Source organism: Hamadaea tsunoensis DSM 44101 (assembly GCF_000428945.1).
Lineage (GTDB): Bacteria > Actinomycetota > Actinomycetes > Mycobacteriales > Micromonosporaceae > Hamadaea > Hamadaea tsunoensis.
On the sequence record NZ_AUAX01000002.1, the window covers coordinates 437,847 to 452,673 of the forward strand.

Sequence of the window (14,827 nt, forward strand, 5' to 3'; positions counted from 1 at the left end):
GAGGCAAGATGTCCACGCGGTTCCTGCTCGGCCTCGTCGGCGCCGACGTCGGCGGCTCCCACAGCCCCGCCCTGTACGAGCGAGAGGCCCAGGAGCTGGGAATACGCGTGTACTACACGACCGTCGAAGCCGGTGACGCCGCTCCGTGGCCCGGTGACTTCGGGCGGCTGCTGCGTACGGCGCGGTCGCTCGGGTTCACCGGCCTCAACGTGACCCACCCGTGCAAGCAGGCGTTCCTCGACCACCTCGACGACCTCTCCCCCGACGCGGCGGCCCTCGGCGCGGTCAACACGGTGGTCCTCACGGGCGGCCGGGCCGTCGGCCACAACACCGACCTGCACGGCTTCGCGACCAGCTTCCGGGCCGGCCTGGCCGGCGTACCGCTGTCCCGGGTCCTGCTCGTCGGCGCGGGCGGGGCCGGCGCCGCGGCCGCGTACGCGCTCCAGTCGCTGGGCGCGTCCGAGATCCTCCTGCACGACACCGACGAGGTACGCGCGAAGGAACTCGCCGACCGCCTCCCGAGCGTCCAGCTCGTCCACGACGTCGAGGCCGCCCTGTCCACAGCGGACGGCCTGGTCAACGCCACGCCTGTCGGCATGGGGATCCACCCCGGCGTACCGGTGCCGGTGTCCGCCCTGCGCGCGCCGACATGGGTGGTGGACGTGATCTACCGGCCCGCGGAGACGGCGCTGCTGCGCGCGGCCCGGGAACTCGGCTGCCGGACCCTGAACGGCGGCGGCATGCTGGTGCACCAGGCGGCGAAGGGGTTCGAGCTGTTCACGGGGCGGGCGCCGGACGTGGGCCGCATGCTCGCACACTTCGCCGTCCTGAACGGTCACCTCACCCGGTAGACCGCGGCTGCCGCTCGGTGATGGCCGCCCAGTCGTCGGTCGCGTGCCCGTCGGCGATCGACTGGTCGAACACCTCCCGAAGCAGTCGGCCGATCGGCAGCGGAACCTGGTGGTCGGCCGCGACGTCGAGCGCGAGGTGCAGGTCCTTGCGGCCGAGGACGGTCGTGAATCCGGCCGGCTGGTAGCGGCGGCGGGCGATCGCCGATCCGTAGCCGGTGTAGACCGGACCCGGGAACAAGGTCGAACAGAGCAGTTCGATCAGAGCTCCGGTGTCGATCGCGCAGGCTTCCGCGAGGCTGACGGCTTCGCCGAGTGACTGGATCGCGCATGCGATCAGGTAGTTGCCGAGAATCTTCACGACGTTCGCCTGTTCGGGACGCTCCCCCATCCGCCACGTACGCGCGCCGATCACGTCGAGGTACGGCTGGACCCGGTCGATCAATGTCGGCTCACCCGCCGCGAGGATGTTGAGCGCCCCCGCCTCGGCGACCGGGACGCGGCCGAAGACCGGCGCCGCAAGGTACCCGATGCCGTGCTCCGCGTGCGCCGCGGCGGCCCGGACCGCCAGGTCCGCGCTCACCGTGGCGAGGTTGACATGCACGCTCGCGCGCGGGATGCGAGCCAAGACGCCGGAGTCGAGAAACGTCTCGGCCACGGCCCGGTCGTCGCTGAGCATGGAGAAGACCACCGGCGTGCTCATCGCCTCGGCCACCGACGACGCGCGGCGCGCTCCCGCCGCCACGAGCTCGTCGCCCGCCGCGCTGGTGCGGTTCCAGACGACGACCTTGTGACCTGCCGCGAGGAGGTTGCCGGCGATGGGGCGACCCATCGCTCCCAGGCCGATGACCGCGATCTCACTCATGGGGAGCCCTCTCGAAAGAACCGTCTCAGACGGTTCATGATCGCACGGGCCGCCGCGATTTGCGAACCGGCTAAGATGGTTCGCGAGGAGGTGTCCCCTGTCGTGGAGGTTCCCGCCGACGAAGCGGCTCATCGTGCATTCCGCCTGGACAACGAGGTGTTGGCGTTCCGGTTCACCGCCACCGTCAGCGACCGGTCCGGCGGTACGCCCCGCGAACGGCTCACCGACCCCGCACGCCTGTCGCTCTGGCTGCGCAGCGCGGGACTCGACGTCCCCGGCTCTTCCCGGCAGGACCTGAACGACGCCGTCGAGTTACGCGAGGCGATCTACCGCGCCGGAAGGGCGATCGCCACAGCACGAGATCCCGACCTGCAGGATGTGCGGGTCCTCAACGCGGCCGCGACCGCCGGACAGGCGAAAGCAGTACTCGAAGGCGACAGCCTGCACTGGATGCTGAGCCGGACGGCAGCGGTCCGCGACGCGCTCGGCGTCCTTGCCACCGATGCCGTTCGCGTCTACGGAACCTCCGATCGCAGCCGGGTCAAGTGCTGCGAAGGCAAGGACTGCATGGGGCTCTTCCTGGACACCAGCCGCGGAACCAACCGCCGCTGGTGCTCGATGAACACGTGCGGAAACAGGGCCAAGAAGTCACGGCTCACCGTGCGTTGACCACCCGCGGGTCATCCACTGATTCGTAGGTTGTACGGCCCCGTAACGCCCTGGTTGTAGGCGTATTTGCGCTGCTGGTTCGACGTCTTCCAGCGACCGTCCTCATAGCATGGACAGCGCGGCAGGCTGCTGCGCCCGCGTGGGGAGGGGCGCGCGCCTCCGCTCTTCTGGGGGAGGTGTCATGGGCGGCTGGGTGACCGGCGATCCACTGGGTGCCCGACTGGAGCTTCTGGTCCGGGCGGCGAATCATGACCTGCCGATCGTGTCCGCGGCGTTCGCCCGCGTCGCGGGCAAGCTGCAGACCACGGAGTCCGACGTCAGCGGCGCGTTCTGGCGGCCGGCCGAGTTCGAGGGCGGCGGCGCCGACAAGCATGTGGCGGCGGTGGCCAAGTTCGCCGGCATCGTCATCGACTGCGTGAAGAGCGCCGAGCACAGCATCGAACTGACGGCCGACGCCCTGCGTATCGCGGCGCAGGAGTATTCGCGTACCGATCAGCAGGCGGGCCGGGCGCTCACCGACCTGATGAAGGGCGACCGGGCCGAGGACGGCAGCGAGATCCCCGACCTCAAGCTGCCGCTGTGACCAGCCAACCCTCCGCGATTTAGATCATGAGGTCAGCATCATGAGCTACGACAGCGATCTGCGTGCCAAGGCCGTCCGGATCTGGCAGAAGTGCCAGCAGTACCAGCAGGTCCTGGAGAAGGGCGGCAACCAGATCACGCCCGAGCAGCATCAGGAGATGGCCAACTGGGCGCAGATCCCGTACCTGTTCGAGCCGTTCGCGCAGCTGCCCGATCCGGACGCGGGCGTGCTCGTGAACATGCTGAACGACCTGCACTCGGCGCTGGCGGAACTCTCCGACGGGCAGATCCTGCCGTCGTCGTCCGGCAAGCCGGACGCGCACGGCGAGAGCATCTCGCCGGTCGGCGACATGAGCCACATGAACATCAGCACCGACCTCGTCGGCTGGACGGGCAACGCCGCCCGCAACTTCGAGTCGGGCTTCATCCAGCCGTTCCCGTACAAGGTGCAGAGCCAGTTCGTCGCGGTCTACGTCCTCGTCAGCGCGGTCAAGGGGTATCAGGCGGTCTGGCGGGCCGCCCGCGCGGACACGATGAAGATCGCCGACAAGACACTTGAGGCGCTCGAGCACCACTGCCACTTCGGCGGTGGGGGCGCGGCCATGGCGCTGACCGTGATCGGCGCGGTGGCCGCCGTCGGTACCGCTCTCGTCGAGGGGCCCGTCGCCCCGGCGGTCCTGCTGCTGGAGGTGGTCTCGGCCGGGGCGGGCGTCGGCGCGGCCGGCGCGGGTGGCGGGGGCGACAGCCAGAAGCTCGACGTGTCCGGCGCGGACGCGTTCACCGTCGTGCCGAAGCTGCGGGCCGCCCTGGAGACGCTCAAGAAGGCCATCGTGCAGAAGCAGGACGACGTCTACAAGGTGCTCTCCGGCGACCTGTCCCAGCTGGAGGCCGGCACCGACAAGCTGATCCCGAACAAGCCGGAGCTGGCCACCGGTACGCGGGGCAACATCAAGGACCTGATGGGCCATGCTTCATGAGGGGGAGCACATGGAAGCGACGCTGAGCGACCGGCTCGACCGGATGGTCGTCACGGCGTCCACCTCGGACGGCGCGCTGTCGGCCGAGCTGTACGACCGCGACCAGGTACGCATCACCTTCGAGCAGGGCAGCTACCGCTGGCTGGACGAGCGGACCCTGGAACGACACCTGGTCTCGCTGGCCCGGGTGCTGTGGTCGCGCCGGATGCGCGAGTTCTGGATGATCATGGGCGAGGTCAGCGACTACGCCTATACGGCCGAGCCCCTTCCGGTGACGCCGGCGCAGCAGGAGTTCGTGGAGCGGCGCGAGAACATCGTCGCGCGCGGCGCGTCCGCCGACGGCCGCGTCCAGCTGTCCGTCCGGGGCATGCACGAATGGAAGGCCGTCGTCCGGGACGGCACGCTGACCGAGATCGGCCCGGACGACTTCGTGGCGGGCGTGCGTACGGCGGCCGAGCAGCTGATCGCCGACCAGCTCGCGCAGATCACCGCCGTCAAGAACGACCTGGCCGACCGGCTGGACTGAGTCGTACAGGTCTTCGAGCAGGCCGCCGCCGCCCGCGTCCTCCGTGCGGGTGACGGCGGCCCGAGAACGGGCCGGACCGGTTGTCGAAATCGAATTCGATAAATACTATCCCGAGATTGGAAAGCGCTTTCCGCTTTCCGGAACCGTGCAAGGCCCCGACCGCCTGCGCCCGGTAACGGCCGCCGCCCGGCGGTCCCGGCGGTGGGGTCTCGTCCCAACGGGAGGTATCCGTCCATGTCCACTCTCACTCCACGGGCACATCGTCAGGGGGGCCGCCTGCGGGCGGCCGGCTGGCGCGTACCGCTGGCCCTCGCGGCCGTCGCGGCACTGACCACCATCGGCGCGTCGACCTTCGCCCCGGCCGCGTACGCCTCGACCTGGAACCAGGAAGGCTGGTCGACTATGGCCGGCGGCACCAACGGCGGGGGCACCGGCCCGGTCGTCACGGTGACCTCGCTGTCCGCCCTGACCAGCGCGGCGGCGTCGAGCACGCAGCAGACGATCAACGTCAACGGCCGGTTCACCTGCTCGGCCGAGATCAAGGTCGCCTCGAACAAGACGATCTACGGCGTCGGCGCGAGCTCCGGGCTGACCGGCTGCGGGCTGGGCCTCAAGGGCGTCAACAACGTGATCATCCGCAACATGAACATCGCCAAGGTCCCGGCCAGCGTGGGCAACGGCGACGCGATCCACATCGAGAAGTCGACCCACCTGTGGATCGACCACAACGACCTGTCGAGCGACACGAGCCACGGCACGGACTACTACGACGGGCTCATCGACATCACGCACGCCGGCGACTACATCACGGTGTCGTGGAACAAGGAGCACGACCACATCAAGTGCGACCTGCTCGGGCACAGCGACGACAACGCGTCCGAGGACACCGGGCACCTGCGCGTGACCTACCACGACAACTGGTTCGCCAACTGCGACCAGCGCGGGCCGCGCGTACGCTTCGGCAACCCGGTGCACGTCTACAACAACTACTACTCGAACAGCGGCACCTACGGCGTCGCGTCGACCTGCAACGCGGGCGTGTTCGTGCAGAACAACTACTTCGAGAACACGCCGAACTCGGTGGTGACCGCGACCGGCAGTTCGCCCTCGGGCAACGTGAAGGCGTCGGGCAACTACCTCGTGAACTCGGGTACGCCCGCGACCCGGAACTCGGGCAGCGTGGCGGCGATCCCCTACTCGTACACGCTGGACTCGGGCAGCGCCGTCAAGTCGATCGTGACGAGCCAGGCCGGCACCGGCAAGGTCGTCTGAGCCGCGTTCCGATTCGCACTCTGATCCAGGTTCCGATCCATCAGGCACGGGCGTCCGTCCACACCGGACGGGCGCCCGTGCGCCACCGGGGGCCCGGTCGGGCGGACGTCAGATGCCGGGCTCTTCGTAGGTCGGGAGCCCGTATGCCAGGGCGACGGGGTTCCACGCGTTGACGAACCGCTGCTTCGTCCTCGTGGCCGTCTTCGACGCGGCCATTCCCTGCTGGTAGTTGGAGTCGTGGCCGCAGCCCGACGCCTGGACGTGCTCGCCCCAGCGGACGAAGGCCAGGTCCGCCTCCCGGGACGAGTTCAGTGCGCTGATCAGGGTGCCGCGCAGCGAAGGGCCGCTGGGAAGGGCCGACACGTCGAGTCCGTTCAGCGCCGCGACCTGACCCGCCCGGCCGCTCGCGACCGTCCGCAGGGACTGGGTCGCCCCGTACGCGTCGTGGCACGCGCCCAGGTCGTCCAGCGCGGCGAACAGCGCCTGGCGGCTGCGCCCGGACCAGCGGATGATGCCGTCGACCGTGGCCGCCTGATCGCGCGCGCCGGTGGCGACCGGGGCCGTGCGGGCGCTGCCCGTGGTGTGCAGTTCGATGGTCGCGGTGCTGCCCGGGGCGACCGTGATGGCCAGCCCGTTGCCGTCGCTGACGATGTACACGGTGCCTTCGACGTGCTCGATGCCGATCCCGGAGGACCCGCTGACGGCGAAGTTCGTGCCGACGCCGTACCCGGCGGCGTTGGTGTTGCTCACGATGATCGTGGGCTGGCCGGCCGCCTCGTCCGGCGAGAGGATCTTCTTGAGGTAGTCCGCCCCGAGGGACACGATGACCTCCTCGCCGATCTTCAGCAGTATGGTGCCCGCCTCCCGCGCGGCGGCCGCACAGCCCGATGCGAGGAGCGCCACGGACATCAGCGTGGCGAGCAGAGCGGTCAGGGAATTCTGCGAAAGGAGCCGGGGTGTCATGGTCACCGCACCGTTCACGCCGCGATCGGCAGCGACTCGGGGAATGCTGTCCGGCCGAGCGTAGGAACGCCCTCGCACCCCGACAAGCAGCGCCGGCGCGGTTCAGACCGATGTCCGCGGCTCTCACCGGACCGTCGGATCGCGGCCGGGTTCATCCGAAACGCGGCCCGCGGCGCGCCTGACCGCGCGCTCCGCCCGGCGTCCCGGCGGACCTGCCGGCCATGACGGCCGACTTCCGGACACCCTCTTGCCTCAGGCGGCCCGCCCGGTCGGGCGAGACCTCTCGCCTACTTGGCGCGCCGCCGGGGCGGCTGATCGCACGAGACGAACGTCTTCAGCCGCCCGTGCACGAGCTGGCTCAGGCCGCCGACCAACCCGTCGCGTACCGCGGGGTCGATCGTCGAGAGGATCTCGGCCTGCGTACGCTCGATGACGACGTCGGCCTTCCCGAGCACCTTCCGGCCCTTCGGCGTGACGTTGATGATCCAGGCCCGGCGATCCACACTGGACGGGCGGCGCTCGACCAGGCCCTCCTTCTCCAGCTTGTCGATGACGACGACCATGGTCGTCTTGTCCAGGCCGCACAGGTCGGCCAGCTCGCGCTGGGTCAGGTCGCTGTCCTTGGCCCGCTCCAGCAGCCAGCGGTCACGCGGCGTGATGCCGAGATCGGCGAGACCGGCCGTCTCCTCCGTCAGCAGCGCATGATGCGCCCAGGACAGCAGGAACATGAGGTCGACCGGCCGGACCGACGCGTCGGGGCCTGCGTTCATGAACGTATCGTAAATGGCTTAGGTGTTTTCAAGATAGTTTCGTGTTAAACCAAGTCCTCCATCGAAAGGAAAACAGCCGAGTACACCAGTGCTGACCGGCCGATCAGCCGGTCGCGACGGGCAGTTCGGCCAGCACGCCGGACAGCAGTTCGGCCACCAGCGCCCGCACGGCCGCGGGGTCGGCCGCGCCGCCGTAGACGTAGAAGTCCGGCCGCACGAGCACCGCGCGTACGCCATGTTCGGCGAAGAACGCGGTGTAGACCCCGTCGGTGTCCGCGACCTCGCCGTCGCCGGCCGGGCTGTCGGCGGGCAGGACGGTGACGACCTGGCCGCCGACCGGATCGAGGGCCGACCGGTCCACCGGCGCGTCCGGCGTCGTCAGCAGCACGAATCCCCGCCCCGCGATCTCGTCGAACGTCCCCGTACGCGAGCCCCGGCCGACGTTGCCCTGCGGCATGAGCAGTCCCGCCGGTGCGATCGGCGTACCGGCGGGGGCATGCAGCAGGCCGGTCTGCAGCGGATGCACGGGCGAACGCTGCTGGGCGGCCGCCGCCACCGGACGCTGCCGCGCCGCGATCATCACCGTGTCCCGGTCGGCCGCCGCCCGCGGGTCGGTCTGGCAGATCACCTTGCCGAGGTTGACCGACATGCTCAGCGCGTGGCGTACGTGCTGGCGGCGCTCGGTCACGTAGCCGTCCAGCAGCGCCTCCCCGGCGACGCCCCGCAGCAGGAGGTCGAGCCGCCAGGCCAGGCTCGCCGCGTCCCGCAGCCCCGAACACATGCCCTGACCGGCGAAGGGCGGCATCACGTGCGCCGCGTCCCCGGCCAGCAGCAGGCGGCCGGAACGCCACTCGTTCGCGTACCGGGCGGTGAAGCTGTAGACGTGGAAGCGTTCCAGCGTCGCGTGGTCCGGGTCCACATCGAACAGTGCGAGCAGCTGCCACGCCGCCTCGGCGCTGTAGAGGTCCTCGACGCTCTCCCCGTCGACGCGCATGAACTCCCACCGGCGGTGGCCGGGGCCGGCGGACACGGCGGTGCGCGGCCGGGCCGGGTCGCAGACCTGGAGGTTGTTGGGGCGGAACGGCACCGGCTCGGCCAGGGCGACGTCGCAGATCAACCAGTCGTGCGAGAAGCCCAGGTCCGTGAGGGACGTGCCGATCCGCTCACGCACGAAGCTGTTCGCGCCGTCGCACCCGACCACCCAGCGCGCCGTCCAGGTGCGACGCTCGCCGTCGACCGCCGCCGCGACGACTGTGACGCCGTCCACCCGCCCGGCCAGGTCGGAGTGGTCGGTCAGCTCCACCACCTCGAAGCCGCGCATCACCTCCACCGTCGGCAGCGCGGCGCCGCGCTCGATGAGCGCCGCCTCCAGCGCGGGCTGATACATCGACGTCGAGTCCGGCCACAGGCACCGGCCGACCTCGTTCACGTCGATCTCCAGCAGCTTGTCCCCCGCCGCGTTCACGAAGGTGTAGTCGTGCGACGGCTCACCGATCTCACCGATGATGCCCGCGACGCCCGCCGACGCGAGGATCCGCGCGCCCTCCGTGTCGAACGCCACCGCGCGCGGCATCGGGTAGGGCCGGGGCCAGCGCTCGACGACGCGTACCCGCCAGCCCTGCTGGCCCAGCAGGACGGCCAGCGTCTGCCCCACCGGCCCGTAGCCCACGATCAGCACGTCGTCCATGGTCAGGCCCCTTCCGGCGTACGCAGCTGGCCGTCGAGGTAGTCCGCGACGAGCCCGGGCGTCGGGTGGTCGAACAGCAGCATCGGCGTCAGCACGAGACCGGTCGCGGCCATCAGCCGGTTACGCAGCTCGACGGCGGTCAGCGAGTTGAAGCCGACCTCGAAGAACGGGCTGTCCGCCGCCAGCGGCGCGACGATCGGCACCTCCAGCGGGGTCTTGCCCGCCTCGGCGACCACGAGGTCCACCAGGTACGCCCGCCGCTCCGGTCCGGCCAGCGCGGACAGCTCGGCGACGAGGGCGAGCCGGACGGCGTCGTTGCCCTGCGGCGGTTCCGGTACGCCGTCCGGCGCCGCGGCCGGGGACGGGATCTCCGGCGGGGTCTGCTCGGTCACGGTGGCCTCCCTGCTGAGCCAGTAGCGCTGGCGTTGGAACGGATAGGTGGGCAGGTCGATGGTGTCGCCGCGGGGCACGGTGAGGGCCGGCCCGATGACGGCCAGCCGGGCGATCGCGGTCAGGGCGTCGGGCAGCAGCGGGATCGCGGTCACGCCTTCGGCGACGGTCTGCTGCGCCAGCGCGGTCAGTACGCCGCCCGGACCGGCCTCGACGAACGTGGTGACGCCGTCGGCGTACATGCGCTGGACGGCGGCCGCGAAGCGGACCGGTTCGCGTACCTGGCGGATCCAGTAGCGCGGATCGGTCACCGGGCCGGCCGCGTCGTCCTGACCGGTGGTCGCGATCGGGATCCGCGGCGGGTGGAACGCGGCGGCCTCGACGACGGCGGCGTACTCGGCGAGCATCGGTTCCATCAGCGGGGAGTGGAACGCGTGGCTCACGGTGAGGGCCTTGGTCTTCCAGCCCCGCTCCTCGGCCGCCCGCGCGATGCCGGCCAGGGCCGTGCTGTCCCCGGACACGACCACCGAACTCGGGGCGTTGACGGCCGCCAGGCTCACCCGGTCCTCGTGGCCGGCGAGCAGCGGCGCGATGTCCACTTCGGACGCGCGTACCGCCAGCATGCCGCCGCCCTCGGGCAACGCCTGCATGAGGCGGCCGCGGGCGGCGACGACGCGTACGGCGTCGTCGAGCGACCAGACTCCGGCCACGTACGCGGCGGTCAGCTCGCCGATCGAGTGGCCGGCCAGGACGTCGGGTTCGATCCCCCAGCTCGCCAGGAACCGGAAGGCCGCCGCCTCGACGGCGAACAGCGCGGCCTGTGTGTAGACGGTCCGGTCCAGCCAGCCGGCCGCGTCCGACCCGGGCTCGGCGAAGACCACGTCGGCCACCCGGTGGGGGACGTGCCCGGCCTCCACGAGGTGCTCGTCCAGCCCCCGCGTGACCTCGTCGAACGCCTCCCGGTACGCGGAGAACGCCGCGTACAGGTCGCGGCCCATTCCGATCCGCTGGGCGCCCTGCCCCGTGAACAGGACGCCGAGCCGCCCGGCGGACACCCGGCCGGAGATCGCCGGGCCGTCGGTGTTCTCCAGTGCCGCAACGGGTTCGTCGACGGAGGCACCGCCGACCGGCACCGCGACCCGGTGTTCCAGCAGCGCGCGGGAGGTCGCCAGCGACCAGCCGACGTCCACCGGACGCGCCGCGCCCGACCGCAGCCGCGCGGCGAGCCCGGCGGCCTGTTCCCGCACCGCCGCCGCGGACCGCCCGGACAGCACCCACACCGTCGGACCCTCGCCGTCGGGCGCGGCCGGGGTCTCTTGAGTGGGCGCCTCCTCGACGATGACGTGGGCGTTCGTGCCGCTCACCCCGAACGCCGACACCGCTCCCCGGCGCGGCCGGCCCTCGACGGCCGGCCAGTTCCGGGCGGAGCGCAGCAGCGCCACCGAGCCCGCTTCCCAGTCCACCTTGGACGACGGCTCGTCGATGTGCAGCGTCCGCGGCATGACCTCGTTGCGCAGCGCCAGGACCACCTTCATGACACCCGCGACGCCCGCGGCCGCCTGCGCGTGGCCGATGTTCGACTTCAGCGTCCCCAGCCAGAGCGGATCGTCCGGCGACCGGTCGCGGCCGTAGGTCGCCAGCAGCGCCTGGGCCTCGATCGGGTCGCCGAGCGTCGTGCCGGTGCCGTGCCCCTCGACGAGGTCCACGTCGGCCGGGGCCAGCCCGGCCGAGGCGAGCGCCCGGCGGATGACCCGCTGCTGGGCCGGGCCGTTCGGCGCGGTGAGCCCGTTCGAGGCGCCGTCGGAGTTCACCGCGGAACCGCGGAGCACGGCCAGCACCGGATGCCCGTTGCGCCGCGCGTCGGAGAGCCGTTCCAGCAGCAGGACACCCGCTCCCTCGGACCAGATGGTCCCGTCGGCGCCGTCCGCGTACGCCTTGATGCGGCCGTCCCGGGCCAGGGCCCGCTGCCGCGAGAAGTCGATGAACGAGTTCGGGGTCGCCATGACGGTCACCCCGCCCGCCAGGGCCAGGGCGCACTCCCCCTGCCGCAGCGCCTGCATGGCGAGGTGGATGGTGACCAGCGACGACGAGCACGCGGTGTCGACGGTCAGCACCGGACCGGTGAGCCCGAGCGCGTACGCGACCCGGCCGGACAGGACCGCCCCGGAGTTGCCCATGCTCAGGTACGCGTCCACGCCGTCCGGCAGCCGCGTGACGCCGGTCGCGTAGTCGTGGTACATCTGCCCGGCGAACACGCCGACTTCCTTGCCCCGCAGAGAAACGGGGTCGATCCGGGCCCGTTCGGCCGCCTCCCAGCAGATCTCCAGCAGCAGCCGCTGCTGCGGATCCATCGCCAGCGCCTCGCGGTCGGAGATGGCGAAGAAGCCGGCGTCGAACAGGGCCGCGTCGTGCAGGAAGCCGCCGTGGCGTACGTAGGTCTTGTTGAGCGCGTCGGGTTCGGTGGAGTGGATGGCGTCGACGTCCCAGCCCCGGTCGGCCGGGAACTCGCTGATGCCGTCGACCCCGTCGGCGACGAGCCGCCACAGGTCGTCCGGCGTCCGCACCCCGCCGGGCAGCCGGCAGGCCATCGAGACGATCGCGATCGGCTCGGCGGCACTCGGCTCAGCCGCACCGGGCTCAGCGGCACCGGTTTCGGCGGCACCGGTTTCGGCGGCATCGGATCGGGCCCGGCGCAGCTGCTCGTTCTCCAGGAGCGCCGCGCGCAGCGCCTCCACCAGCCGCTCATCGGTGGCGGTCATGCGTCTTCTCCTTCCGGGGTGCCGGCGCCCAGCGCCAGGGCGATCAGGTCGTCCGCGGACATCCCCGCGATCGCGGACCGGGGTTGCTCTCCGGCCCGCCCGGCCGCCGAAGGCGACGGCCCCGAACCGGTCGGCCCCGAGGCCGGAGACGGCTCCGGCAGCTCCAGAGTGGACAGCAGGTGGTCGGCGAGCTCCCCCGGCGTCGGATGGTCGAAGACCAGGGTGGCCGGCAGGCGTACGCCGGTCTGGGTGGAGAGCCGGTTGCGCAGCTCGACCGCGGACAGCGAGTCGAACCCGGCGTCCTTGAACGCCTGGTCCGGCTCGACCCGGCGGCCGCCCGCGTGGCCGAGGACCGCGGCGGCGAGGGCGCCCACCAGGTCCACGACGTGGCGGCGGCGTTGCCGGGGCGGCAGCGGGCCGAGGGTCTGCGCGAGCGAAGCCGGCGTCGCGGCGGCATTCGCGGCCGGTGCGCGCCGAGCCCCGCGGGCGAGGGTACGCAGCAGCGGCGGCACACCCTCGCCGGCCAGGGCCGACAGCTCGAACTTGGCCGGCACCAGCACCGCCGCGTCCGTACGCACGGCCGCGTCGAACAGCGCCAGCCCCTCGTCCGGCGTCAGCGGCAGCAGCCCCGACCGGGCCATCCGTTTGCGGTCCACATCGGACAGCGCGTCGGTCAGCGTACTGTCGGCGGCCCAGACGCCCCACGCCAGCGAGACGGCCGGCAGCCCGGCGGCCCGGCGGCGTACGGCGGTCGCGTCGAGCTCCGCGTTGGCGCTCGCGTACGCGGCCTGACCGGCGCTGCCCACGATCCCGGCCAGCGAGGAGTAGAGGACGAACAGGTCGAGTTCCCGGTCGCGGGTCAGCTCGTCCAGGTGGCGGGCGGCGTCGGACTTCGGCCGGGCGACCGCCGCGAGCCGCTGCGCGGTCAGCGCGTCGAACACCCCGTCGTCGGTCACGCCCGCCGTGTGGATCACCGCCCGCAGCGGCCGGTCGAGCCCGTCGAGGAGGCGGACCACGGCGTCGCGGTCGCCCACGTCGCAGGCCGCGTAGCTCGTCTGCGCCAGCCCCTCCAGCTCAGGATCGGGCTTCGGGTTGCGGCTGACCAGGGTCAGGTGCCGGACGCCGTACTTCTCGACCAGGTGTCGCGCCACGAGACGGCCGAGGCTGCCGCTGCCGCCGGTGATCAGGACCGTGCCGTCCGGGTCGATCTTCACGTCGCCGGTCGGGGTGGCGCGGACCAGGCGGGGGGTCAGCAGCGTGTGGTCGCGGATGCGTACCTCGGGCTCGCCGGTGGCCAGGGCGCGATCCACGAGGGGGTCGCCCGCCGCCGCGTCCACCAGCGTGATGCGCCCCGGATTCTCCGTCTGCGCCGACCGCGCCAACCCCAGCACTGCGGCGTCCGTGCTGATCACTGCTACTGGTTCGCCGCCGGCCAGCGCCTTTTTCAGTCCGCTCAAGGCCTTCGCCGGGTCGCTCTCCACGATCTTCGTGTACGCGGAGTCAGCCGCTCCGATCTCACCGGTGAGTGGCACCCATTCGATCGCGTACAGCGATTCGGTTCCGAGGTCGCCGAGGGGTCGGACGGTGAGGTCGGCGAGACTGGCGACGGGTGCGCCGAAGGTGTCCGACACGGCGATGCTGGTACCGGTCCCGTGGACGTGCACCCGGGCCTCGGTGACGCCGCGCTGGTGGACCTCCAGCCCGCTCCAGGCGAACGGGATCTGGACGCTGTTGCTCTGCCCGGCGGGTGTGCGCAGGCTGGCTGCCTGAAGCACGGCGTCGAGCAGGGTCGGGTGGATGACCGATCGCTGGGCGTCGTCCGGGGGTTCCGAGGCGAGGGCCACTTCGGCGTACAGGTCGTCGGCGAGGCGCCACGCTCGGCGTAGTCCTTGGAAGGTCGGGCCGTAGGCGACCCCGCCGCGGTCGTAGAAGCCGTCGAGGTCGACCGGTTGCGCCCCGGCGGGCGGCCACTGCGCCGGACCGGCCGACGGCGTGGCGTCGCCCTGTACCAGCCGGCCGATCGCGTGGACGTTCCACCCTGCCTCGGTTCGCGCGTGGATCGTGACGCTGCGACGCCCCTCCTCCTCGGCGCCGACCGCCACCTGTACGCGTACGCCGGCCGGGGGCAGGACCAGCGGCCGTTCGACGACGAGTTCCTCGACGGCGGGGGTGCCCGCCTGGGCTCCGGTCCACAGGGCCAGTTCGGCCAGCGCGGCACCCGGCACGACGACCGTACCGGCGATCGTGTGGTCCGCCAGCCACGGCCGCGTACGCGTGTCCCAGTGCACGGTCGCGACCAGCCCGCCGTCGGCCAGTTCGACCACGTCGGGATCGTCCTCGGCGGCGTCGTCGGCGCGCAGCCAGAACCGTTCGCGCTGGAACGCGTACACGGGCAGGTCGACGAGGTCGCCCCGGGGTACGCGTACGTCCACACCGGACACGGCCAGCCGGGCGATCGCGGCCAGCGCGCCGGGCAGCATCGGGACCGCGTACACCGGGGTCGTGTCGGCCTCGGCGAT

Annotated in this window: 11 protein-coding genes and 2 pseudogenes; 6 read left to right on the forward strand and 7 right to left on the reverse strand. The window is 71.8% G+C overall.

From position 1 onward, the window contains the following. Positions 1-8: 8 nt before the first annotated feature. Complete coding sequence (locus tag G401_RS0104500) at positions 9-851, forward strand: shikimate dehydrogenase (RefSeq protein ID WP_027341563.1); 843 nt, start codon at positions 9-11, stop codon at positions 849-851. Here the strand turns inward: G401_RS0104500 and G401_RS0104505 are convergent. Further along, on the reverse strand, positions 841-1,845 hold the full coding sequence (locus G401_RS0104505) for an NAD(P)-dependent oxidoreductase (protein ID WP_084556809.1): 1,005 nt from the start codon (positions 1,843-1,845) through the stop codon (positions 841-843). The two genes, G401_RS0104500 and G401_RS0104505, sit on opposite strands and share 11 nt — an antisense overlap. Between G401_RS0104505 and G401_RS0104510 the strand changes: the two genes are divergently transcribed. From G401_RS0104510 to G401_RS0104530, 5 genes are all read left to right on the forward strand, one after another. Further along, entirely contained in the window at positions 1,750-2,382 is a 633-nt protein-coding gene (locus G401_RS0104510; RefSeq protein WP_211240666.1) for a CGNR zinc finger domain-containing protein, read from the forward strand. The two genes, G401_RS0104505 and G401_RS0104510, sit on opposite strands and share 96 nt — an antisense overlap. Before the next feature lie 181 nt (positions 2,383-2,563). Continuing rightward, positions 2,564-2,965, forward strand: coding sequence for a hypothetical protein (locus tag G401_RS0104515; RefSeq protein ID WP_027341566.1), 402 nt, complete (start codon positions 2,564-2,566; stop codon positions 2,963-2,965). A gap of 40 nt (positions 2,966-3,005) precedes the next feature. Next, positions 3,006-3,941 (forward strand): hypothetical protein, encoded by a 936-nt coding sequence (locus tag G401_RS0104520; protein WP_027341567.1) that lies wholly within the window; start codon positions 3,006-3,008, stop codon positions 3,939-3,941. A 10-nt stretch (positions 3,942-3,951) separates the two neighbouring features. After that, positions 3,952-4,467, forward strand: coding sequence for a hypothetical protein (locus tag G401_RS0104525; RefSeq protein WP_027341568.1), 516 nt, complete (start codon positions 3,952-3,954; stop codon positions 4,465-4,467). Between the two features lie 234 nt (positions 4,468-4,701). Beyond that, on the forward strand, positions 4,702-5,739 hold the full coding sequence (locus G401_RS0104530) for a pectate lyase family protein (RefSeq protein ID WP_051366120.1): 1,038 nt from the start codon (positions 4,702-4,704) through the stop codon (positions 5,737-5,739). A 108-nt stretch (positions 5,740-5,847) separates the two neighbouring features. On the opposite strand, the gene G401_RS0104535 is transcribed toward G401_RS0104530, so the two are convergent. The 6 genes and pseudogenes from G401_RS0104535 to G401_RS58775 all read right to left on the reverse strand — a co-directional run. Beyond that, positions 5,848-6,702: a hypothetical protein gene (locus tag G401_RS0104535; RefSeq protein ID WP_157545320.1), complete on the reverse strand. Its 855-nt coding sequence runs from the start codon at positions 6,700-6,702 to the stop codon at positions 5,848-5,850. A gap of 287 nt (positions 6,703-6,989) precedes the next feature. Further along, positions 6,990-7,472 carry a MarR family winged helix-turn-helix transcriptional regulator gene (locus tag G401_RS0104540; RefSeq protein WP_027341571.1) on the reverse strand — a complete coding sequence of 161 codons (483 nt, stop codon included), beginning with the start codon at positions 7,470-7,472 and terminating at the stop codon, positions 6,990-6,992. Between the two features lie 103 nt (positions 7,473-7,575). After that, on the reverse strand, positions 7,576-9,159 hold the full coding sequence (mhpA, locus tag G401_RS43435; protein WP_034590676.1) for a bifunctional 3-(3-hydroxy-phenyl)propionate/3-hydroxycinnamic acid hydroxylase MhpA: 1,584 nt from the start codon (positions 9,157-9,159) through the stop codon (positions 7,576-7,578). 2 nt (positions 9,160-9,161) lie between these two features. Beyond that, complete coding sequence (locus tag G401_RS58770; protein WP_456064517.1) at positions 9,162-9,704, reverse strand: acyl carrier protein; 543 nt, start codon at positions 9,702-9,704, stop codon at positions 9,162-9,164. Between the two features lie 3 nt (positions 9,705-9,707). Further along, positions 9,708-12,625: pseudogene (locus G401_RS43440) on the reverse strand (type I polyketide synthase); the annotation flags it as partial. Positions 12,626-13,009: 384 nt separating this feature from the next. After that, positions 13,010-14,788, reverse strand: a pseudogene (locus G401_RS58775) (SDR family NAD(P)-dependent oxidoreductase); the annotation flags it as partial. Positions 14,789-14,827 lie beyond the last annotated feature (39 nt).

Bases quoted from the DNA above. Each gene is read 5' to 3' on its own strand.
- G401_RS0104535 (WP_157545320.1), bottom strand. From the start codon at position 6,702: ATGACACCCCGGCTCCTTTCGCAGAATTCCCTGACCGCTCTGCTCGCC.
- mhpA (WP_034590676.1), bottom strand. From the start codon at position 9,159: ATGGACGACGTGCTGATCGTGGGCTACGGGCCGGTGGGGCAGACGCTG.
- G401_RS0104530 (WP_051366120.1), top strand. From the start codon at position 4,702: ATGTCCACTCTCACTCCACGGGCACATCGTCAGGGGGGCCGCCTGCGG.
- G401_RS0104505 (WP_084556809.1), bottom strand. From the start codon at position 1,845: ATGAGCCGCTTCGTCGGCGGGAACCTCCACGACAGGGGACACCTCCTC.
- G401_RS0104525 (WP_027341568.1), top strand. From the start codon at position 3,952: ATGGAAGCGACGCTGAGCGACCGGCTCGACCGGATGGTCGTCACGGCG.
- G401_RS0104520 (WP_027341567.1), top strand. From the start codon at position 3,006: ATGAGCTACGACAGCGATCTGCGTGCCAAGGCCGTCCGGATCTGGCAG.
- G401_RS0104500 (WP_027341563.1), top strand. From the start codon at position 9: ATGTCCACGCGGTTCCTGCTCGGCCTCGTCGGCGCCGACGTCGGCGGC.
- G401_RS0104510 (WP_211240666.1), top strand. From the start codon at position 1,750: ATGATCGCACGGGCCGCCGCGATTTGCGAACCGGCTAAGATGGTTCGC.
- G401_RS0104515 (WP_027341566.1), top strand. From the start codon at position 2,564: ATGGGCGGCTGGGTGACCGGCGATCCACTGGGTGCCCGACTGGAGCTT.
- G401_RS0104540 (WP_027341571.1), bottom strand. From the start codon at position 7,472: ATGAACGCAGGCCCCGACGCGTCGGTCCGGCCGGTCGACCTCATGTTC.